This is a genomic window from Burkholderia sp. Ac-20379 (assembly GCF_017104645.1).
Taxonomy (GTDB): Bacteria; Pseudomonadota; Gammaproteobacteria; order Burkholderiales; family Burkholderiaceae; genus Burkholderia.
The window spans coordinates 37,774-45,623 of sequence record NZ_JAAGPF010000020.1 but is presented as its reverse complement, the minus strand read 5'-3'; the positions used below and the strand labels follow the sequence as shown (position 1 = coordinate 45,623).

At 66.4% G+C, this 7,850-nt stretch carries 6 protein-coding genes; 4 read left to right on the top strand and 2 right to left on the bottom strand.

The annotated features are described in order from the left end of the window. The first annotated feature begins 160 nt into the window (after positions 1–160). Entirely contained in the window at positions 161–766 is a 606-nt protein-coding gene (locus tag G3N92_RS04835) for a TetR/AcrR family transcriptional regulator (RefSeq protein ID WP_206126316.1), read from the top strand. A 218-nt stretch (positions 767–984) separates the two neighbouring features. After that, entirely contained in the window at positions 985–1,632 is a 648-nt protein-coding gene (locus G3N92_RS04830; RefSeq protein WP_206126315.1) for a GNAT family N-acetyltransferase, read from the top strand. A gap of 95 nt (positions 1,633–1,727) precedes the next feature. On the opposite strand, the gene G3N92_RS04825 is transcribed toward G3N92_RS04830, so the two are convergent. Further along, positions 1,728–2,225: an Lrp/AsnC family transcriptional regulator gene (locus G3N92_RS04825; protein WP_206126314.1), complete on the bottom strand. Its 498-nt coding sequence runs from the start codon at positions 2,223–2,225 to the stop codon at positions 1,728–1,730. Between the two features lie 159 nt (positions 2,226–2,384). Between G3N92_RS04825 and hppD the strand changes: the two genes are divergently transcribed. Next, positions 2,385–3,482: a 4-hydroxyphenylpyruvate dioxygenase gene (gene hppD / locus G3N92_RS04820; RefSeq protein ID WP_206126313.1), complete on the top strand. Its 1,098-nt coding sequence runs from the start codon at positions 2,385–2,387 to the stop codon at positions 3,480–3,482. Positions 3,483–3,620: 138 nt separating this feature from the next. Here hppD and G3N92_RS04815 read toward each other — a convergent pair whose 3' ends face one another. Further along, entirely contained in the window at positions 3,621–3,818 is a 198-nt protein-coding gene (locus G3N92_RS04815; RefSeq protein WP_206126312.1) for a hypothetical protein, read from the bottom strand. A gap of 313 nt (positions 3,819–4,131) precedes the next feature. On the opposite strand from G3N92_RS04815, the gene G3N92_RS04810 reads away from it, so the two are divergent. Beyond that, positions 4,132–7,725, top strand: a complete 3,594-nt coding sequence (locus G3N92_RS04810) for an indolepyruvate ferredoxin oxidoreductase family protein (protein ID WP_206126311.1) — start codon at positions 4,132–4,134, stop codon at positions 7,723–7,725. The last annotated feature ends 125 nt before the right edge of the window (positions 7,726–7,850 follow it).

Genomic DNA, 7,850 nt, shown 5'->3' with positions numbered 1-7,850 from the left:
CCGGACGTCGACCGCACGGCTTCGTTTTCGCGGGCCGCCGCGGCACCCGCCGCACTGGCGCGCTGAGGGCTGCCCGCGAACGCCGCGCCGGCCCGGCCGTGCGCGCGCCGCGCGGCCTCCGATCCACCGCGGCGCTGCCGCCGATTTCCCGACCGACCTCATGGCCCGCACCCGAGCGCCCGACCACGAATCCCAACGCGAGCAGATCCTCGACCTCGCGGCCGAAAAATTCGCGCAAACGAGCTATCCGAGCACGTCGATGACCGATCTGGCCACCGCGAGCGGCACCTCGAAGGCCCGGCTGTATCACTACTACGAGAGCAAGGAAGCGATCCTGTTCGATCTGCTCGACCGCTACACGAAGCGGCTGATGCTGATCATCGCGGAGGTGGAAGGCGCGAGCCAGCGCCGCGGGCTGACCGAGCGCGAGGCGTTCGCCGAGCTGATCCACGCGTTCCTGGCCGAGTACGAAACCTCGCACAGCCGCCACGTCGCGCTGCTCAACGACGTCAAATACCTCGAAATCACGCAACGCCAGATCGTGCTCGATCGCCAGCGCGACATCGTCGCCGCGTTCACGCGGCAGATCGAGCGCGCTTACCCGGGCCGCGTGTCGAAGGAAAACCAGACGCCGGTGACGATGATGGTGTTCGGCATGATCAACTGGACGTTCACCTGGCTGAAGCCGGGCGGCCGCCTCGGCTACCGCGATTTCGCCGCGCAGGCGATCGATCTGATCGAGCGCGGGCTCGGCGGCGAAGGCTGAACGGCCGGTGTTGCGCCCCGGTCACATGCGCCGGATTGGCGCATAGCTGATCGGGTCATATCGTTATCGCTTCAAAATCAAACACTTTGGGCGATTGTTGAGGATTTTTAGAAGTCGCCCTCGGAGAAGATACGGGTTTTCCCTTAATCGCTGTGTACCGTTCGGTTAGAATGCTGCTGCATTGCACAACCGGCTGTACGGTCTTTGAGGAACCCACGATGAACACGCGCCCTCTCCGCCCCGCTGCCCCGATCGGCAAGGTCGGGCAGGCACCGGTTCTCGTACGGGAACTGGCTTCTACCGATCGTGAGCAGATGCTCACGCACTTCAAGTCGCTCGACGACGACGATCGCCTGCTGCGCTTCGGCCAGATCGTGCCCGATCACGTGCTCGAGAATTACGTGCGCACCATCGATTTCGGCCGCGACACGGTGTTCGGCGTGTTCGATCACGCGCTGGAACTGGTCGGCGTCGGCCATCTGGCCTATCTGCCCGACGAGGGCGGCAAGCGCACCGCCGAATTCGGCGTGTCGGTGCTCGAATCGGCGCGCGGCCAGGGCGTCGGCACCAAGCTGTTCGAGCGCGCCTCGATCCGCAGCCGCAACACGCACGTATCCACGCTCTACATGCACTGTTTGTCGCGCAACGCGACGATGATGCACATCGCGAAAAAATCGGGCATGCGCATCGAGTACGCCTACGGCGAAGCCGATGCCTACCTGTCGCTGCCGCCGGCCGATCACTCGACGATCATCGCCGAGATGCTGCAGGAGCAGGCCGCCGTGTTCGATTACGCGATGAAGCGCCAGGCGCGCCGCGCCACGCAGATCTTCGAATCGATGCTGCCGGCCGGCATCGCGGCCTGAACGCGGCGTCTTCTCCGCGCATCTCGCCATGAAAATGGGCGGCCCGCCTTGCGGAGCCGCCCGTTTCGTTGGTGCGCCTCGCGCCGCCGGCGCGCTCAGCGAATCGGCAGCGCCGTCGTCTCCTTGAAGCTCTCCAGTGCGAAACTCGTCTTCACGTCGATCACCGACGGATGGTGCAGCAACTGCGCCTGCACGAAGCGCGAGAAATGCGCCATGTCCTCCACCTGCACGCGCAGCAGATAGTCGAGATCGCCCGTCATCGCATGACAGGCCACCACTTCCGGCCACACCTGCACGGCCGCGCGGAAGCGATCCGCGTGGGTGGCGGCGCCGTCGCCGGCCGACGCCGCGCCACCGCGCTTTTCGAGCCGCACGCTGACATACGCCAGCAGATCGAGGCCGAGCCGCTTCGGATCGAGCAGCGCCACGTAGCCGGTGATCACGCCGCTCTCCTCCAGCCGGCGGATGCGCCGCAGGCACGGGCTCGGCGACAGGTTCACGCGCTCGGCGATCTCCTGATTCGATAGCCGGCCGTTCTCCTGCAGGATCGCGAGGATGCGCCGATCGATGGCATCCAGTTCGACACGCGCCATTTCATGCCTCCATTTCGATACGGATTGCCGGAAAGTTGCGCAATCGTAGCCACGCGCGATTTGTTTCGCAAGCAACTGCCCGCCGCGCCTGCCTACACTGATTGGCATGCGGCGCTTGGCCGCCCCCACGATCGACGACATCCGCCATCAGGAGACACCATGCAGATCCCCACCTGGGACAACCCCGTCGGCACCGACGGCTTCGAATTCATCGAATACACCGCGCCCGACCCCAAGGCGCTCGGCGAGCTGTTCGAGCGGATGGGCTTCACGGCGGTCGCGCGCCACCGCCACAAGGACGTGACGCTGTACCGCCAGGGCGAGATCAACTTCATCGTCAACGCCGAGCCCGATTCGTTCGCGCAGCGCTTCGCACGGCTGCACGGGCCGTCGATCTGCGCGATCGCGTTCCGCGTGCAGGACGCCGCGCAGGCCTACCGCCGCGCGCTGGAACTCGGCGCCTGGGGCTTCGACAACAAAACGGGGCCGATGGAGCTGAACATCCCGGCGATCAAGGGCATCGGCGATTCGCTGATCTATTTCGTCGACCGCTGGCGCGGCAAGAATGGCGCAACGCCGGGCAGCATCGGCGATATCGGCATCTACGACGTCGATTTCGAGCCGATCCCCGGCGCGGAGCCGAACCCGCCCGGCCACGGCCTCACCTATATCGATCACCTGACGCACAACGTGCATCGCGGCCGCATGGCGGAATGGGCGGAATTCTACGAACGCCTGTTCAACTTCCGCGAAGTGCGCTACTTCGACATCGAAGGGAAGGTAACGGGCGTCAAATCGAAGGCCATGACCTCGCCGTGCGGCAAGATCCGGATTCCGATCAACGAGGAAGGCTCCGACACGCCGGGGCAGATTCAGGAATACCTCGACGCGTATCGCGGCGAAGGGATCCAGCACATCGCGCTCGGCACGGGCGACATCTACGGCACGGTGGACGGGCTGCGCGGCCGCAACGTCACGCTGCTCGACACGATCGACACGTATTACGAGCTGGTGAACCGCCGCGTGCCGGATCACGGCGAGCCGCTCGACGAACTGCGCCGGCGCAAGATCCTGATCGACGGCGCGCACGACGACCTGCTGCTGCAGATCTTCACCGAGAACCAGATCGGCCCGATCTTCTTCGAGATCATCCAGCGCAAGGGCAATCAGGGCTTCGGCGAAGGCAACTTCAAGGCGCTGTTCGAATCGATCGAGCTCGATCAGATTCGCCGCGGGGTGGTGAAGGACAAGGCGTGATGCTGCGAGAAAAGGCAGCGGCATAACGAAAAAAGGGCGGAAATCGTGTGATTTCCGCCCTTTTTCATGGCTGGATGGCTGCCCGGAGCGCCTTGCCGAGCACCCGCTCAGGCCACGCGCCGGTGCGCCATCGCTCTCTCAGGCCTTCGGCGCGCCGGTGACCTGCGTCGTCGCGCTCACGCCGGCCGGCGCGATCGCGTCGCCCGCGGGCGTGATCTGCAGCATCTGGGTGCCTGCCGCAGCCAACGCACTCGCACCCTGCGAGCGCACCGGCCCCGTCATGGCGAAGAACGCGGCGGACACCATCAGAAAATTCTGGATATGTCGCGTATTCATTGAACCTCCGTTTTCATCGTCGGCTGGCTCTCTCGATTCCAGGGCCATCGTGTGTGCCCGGCCATTGCCGACAGCGCAATAAAGTAACAGCAAACTCTGATCGTGCCCCGCGTCTTTACATGCTTTTACATGATGTAACGCACGCAGACAGCCGGTTTGCGGGCCTGTTTATGTCAGAACACGCAACAAACGGCGGGTTTCCACCAGTGCTACCTTCAGTGGAAACCGGCGAAACTGGCCCCGTCGGGGGCGTTCACAAGACGCCACCCGCCAACAGTTTTGGCGATCCCAAATAGCTGGAGGAGACGTTTACATGAATGCCCCACTCGACGCGGGCCAACGCGCCACGCTCGAAGCCGCGCTGGCCTCGGTCACGCTCGACGACAAATACACGCTGGAACGCGGCCGCGCCTATATGAGCGGCATCCAGGCGCTGGTTCGGCTGCCGATGCTGCAGCAAGCACGCGACCGCGCCGCAGGCCTCAACACCGCCGGCTTCATTTCCGGCTATCGCGGCTCGCCGCTCGGCGGCCTCGATCAGTCGCTCTGGAAAGCCCAGAAGCATCTCGCCGCGCATCGCATCGTTTTTCAGCCCGGTCTCAATGAAGATCTCGCCGCGACCGCCGTCTGGGGCTCGCAGCAGGTGAACCTGTATCCCGGCGCGAAATACGACGGCGTGTTCGGCATGTGGTACGGCAAGGGCCCCGGCGTCGACCGCTCGGGCGACGTGCTCAAGCACGCCAATTCGGCCGGCTCCGCGCCGCACGGCGGCGTGCTGGTGCTGGCCGGCGACGATCACGCGGCCAAATCCTCCACCCTCGCGCACCAATCGGAACACCTGCTGAAGGCCTGCGGGCTGCCGGTGCTGTTCCCCTCGAACGTCCAGGAATATCTCGATTTCGGCCTGCACGGCTGGGCGATGAGCCGCTACTCGGGGCTGTGGGTGTCGCTCAAGTGCGTGACCGATGTGGTCGAATCGTCGGCCTCGGTCGACATCGATCCGCACCGCGCGCGCATCGTGCTGCCCGAGGATTTCGCGATGCCCGACGGCGGCCTGAACATCCGCTGGCCCGATCCGCCGCTCGTGCAGGAAGCGCGGATGATCGACTACAAGTGGTACGCCGCGCTTGCCTACGTGCGCGCCAACCGGCTCGACCGCATCGAGATCGAATCGCCGCAGGCGCGCTTCGGCATCATGACGGCCGGCAAGGCGTATCTGGACGTGCGCCAGGCGCTAACCGACCTCGGCCTCGACGACGCCACCTGCGCGCGGATCGGCATCCGCCTCTACAAGGTCGGCTGCGTCTGGCCGCTCGAAGCGCAGGGCGTGCAGCAGTTCGCGCAGGGCCTCGACGAAATCCTGGTGGTCGAGGAAAAGCGTCAGATCCTCGAATATCAGATCAAGGAAGAGCTGTACAACTGGCCGGACGGCCAGCGCCCGCGCATCTTCGGCAAGTTCGACGAGAAGGACGGCGCAGGCGGCGAATGGTCGGTGCCGATGGGCAACTGGCTGCTGCCCGCGCATTACGAACTGTCGCCGGCCATCATCGCGAAGGCGATCGCCACGCGGCTCGACAAGTTCGAACTGCCCGCCGACGTGCGTGCGCGCATTGCCGCCCGCATCGCCGTGATCCACGCCAAGGAAGCCGCGCTGGCCCGCCCGCACGTCACCACCGAGCGCAAGCCGTGGTTCTGCTCGGGCTGCCCGCACAATACCTCGACGGTGGTGCCCGACGGTTCGCGCGCGATCGCCGGCATCGGCTGCCACTACATGACGGTCTGGATGGACCGCAACACCAGCACCTTCAGCCAGATGGGCGGCGAAGGCGTGCCGTGGGTCGGCCAGGCGCCGTTCACCGAGGAAAAGCACGTGTTCGCCAACCTCGGCGACGGCACCTACTTCCATTCGGGCCTGCTGGCGGTGCGCGCGGCGATCTCGTCGAAGGCGAACATCACCTACAAGATCCTCTACAACGACGCGGTGGCGATGACGGGCGGCCAGCCCGTGGACGGCACGCTGACCGTGCCGCAGATCACCCATCAGGTCGCGGCGGAAGGCGCGTCGAAGATCGTCATCGTGACCGACGAGCCCGAGAAGTACGACGGCAAGGCCTCGCTGCTCGCGCCCGGCGTGACGATCCATCACCGCGACGAACTCGACGCCGTGCAGCGCGAACTGCGCGAGATCGCCGGCACCTCGATCCTGATCTACGACCAGACCTGCGCCACCGAGAAGCGCCGCCGCCGCAAGCGCGGCGCGTATCCCGATCCGGCCAAGCGCGTGGTGATCAACGAAGCGGTGTGCGAAGGCTGCGGCGATTGCTCGGTGCAGTCGAATTGCCTGTCGGTCGAGCCGCTCGACACCGAATTCGGCACCAAGCGGCAGATCAATCAGTCCACCTGCAACAAGGATTTTTCGTGCACCAAGGGCTTCTGCCCGAGCTTCGTGACCGTCGAGGGCGCGCAGTTGAAGAAGCCGAAGGCCGTGACGGTGGACGCCGGCGCGCTGCCGCCGGTGCCGGAACCGGCGCTGCCCGGCATCGAGCGCGCCTGGGGCGTGCTCGTGACCGGCGTGGGCGGCACCGGCGTGGTGACGATCGGTGCGCTGATCGGCATGGCCGCGCACCTGGAGAACAAGGGCGTGACGGTGCTCGACGTCACCGGCCTCGCGCAGAAAGGCGGTGCCGTGATGAGCCATGTGCAGATCGCGCACGCGCCCGGCGACATCCACGCGACGCGGATCGCGATGGGCGAGGCCGATCTCGTGATCGGCGGCGACGCGCTCGTCACGGCCAGCGACGAATGCACCTCGCGCATGCGTCACGGCGCGACGCGCGTGGTCGTCAACAGCGCGAAGACGCCCACCGCCGATTTCATCAAGAACCCGAAATGGGCGTTCCCGGGCGCGAGCGCGGAGCAGGACATTCGCGCGGCGGCCGGCGACGGCGTGGATCTGGTCGACGCCGACCAGTTCGCGGCGGCGCTGCTCGGCGACACGATCTACACCAACCCGTTCGTGCTCGGCTACGCGTGGCAACGCGGCGGCCTGCCGCTCACGCTCGCTTCGCTGACGCGCGCGATCGAGCTGAACGGCGTGCAGGTCGAGAAGAACCTCGCCGCGTTCGAGTGGGGCCGCCGCGCCGCGCACGATCTGGCCAGCGTGCGTCAGGCCGCGGCCGGCCAGCGCGCGGGCAGCCCGGCGCCGAGCGGCGCGACGGTGATCGCGCTGCATACGAAGAAGGCGGTCGATACGCTGATCGCCACGCGCGTCGAGCAACTGAGCGCCTATCAGAACGCGGCCTACGCGGCGCGCTATGCGGCGGTGGTCGAGCGCGTGCGCGCGGCCGAACGCGCGCTCGACGGCAACGCGTCGGGCCAGGAGCCGCTGACCGAAGCGGTCGCGCGCAATCTCTACAAGCTGATGGCGTACAAGGACGAGTACGAGGTCGCGCGGCTGCAATCGGATCCGGCGTTCCTCGCCCGGCTGGCCGCGCAGTTCGACGGCGAACTGAAGCTGCGCTACCACCTCGCGCCGCCGATCCTCGCCAAGCGCGACGCGCACGGCCATCTCGTCAAGCGCACGTTCGGGCCGTGGATGCTGTCGGCATTCCGCCTGCTCGCGAAGTGCAAAGGCCTGCGCGGCACCGCGTTCGATCCGTTCGGCCGCACCGAGGAGCGCCGCACCGAGCGCGCGCTGATCGGCGAATACGTCACGCTGATCGACGTGGTGCTGGCGAAGCTGACAGCCGAGCGGCTGCCGCTCGCACTCGACCTCGCGAACCTGCCCGACGGAATTCGCGGCTACGGCCACGTGAAGGAGCACAACCTGGCCGCCGTGCGCAGCAAGTGGCTGGCGCTGGTCGCGCAGTGGAACGGGCCGGAGGCGGTGACGCGGCACGTGGCCTGAGCGGCGCTCGACGATGCGAAAGCCGTCCTTGCGGTGGCTATAAGAAAAACGCCACGGCGCCTTGCGGCCCGTGGCGTTTTTTATCGCGAGGCCGCCGCGTGAAGCGGCGACGTCTCACGGGCGAA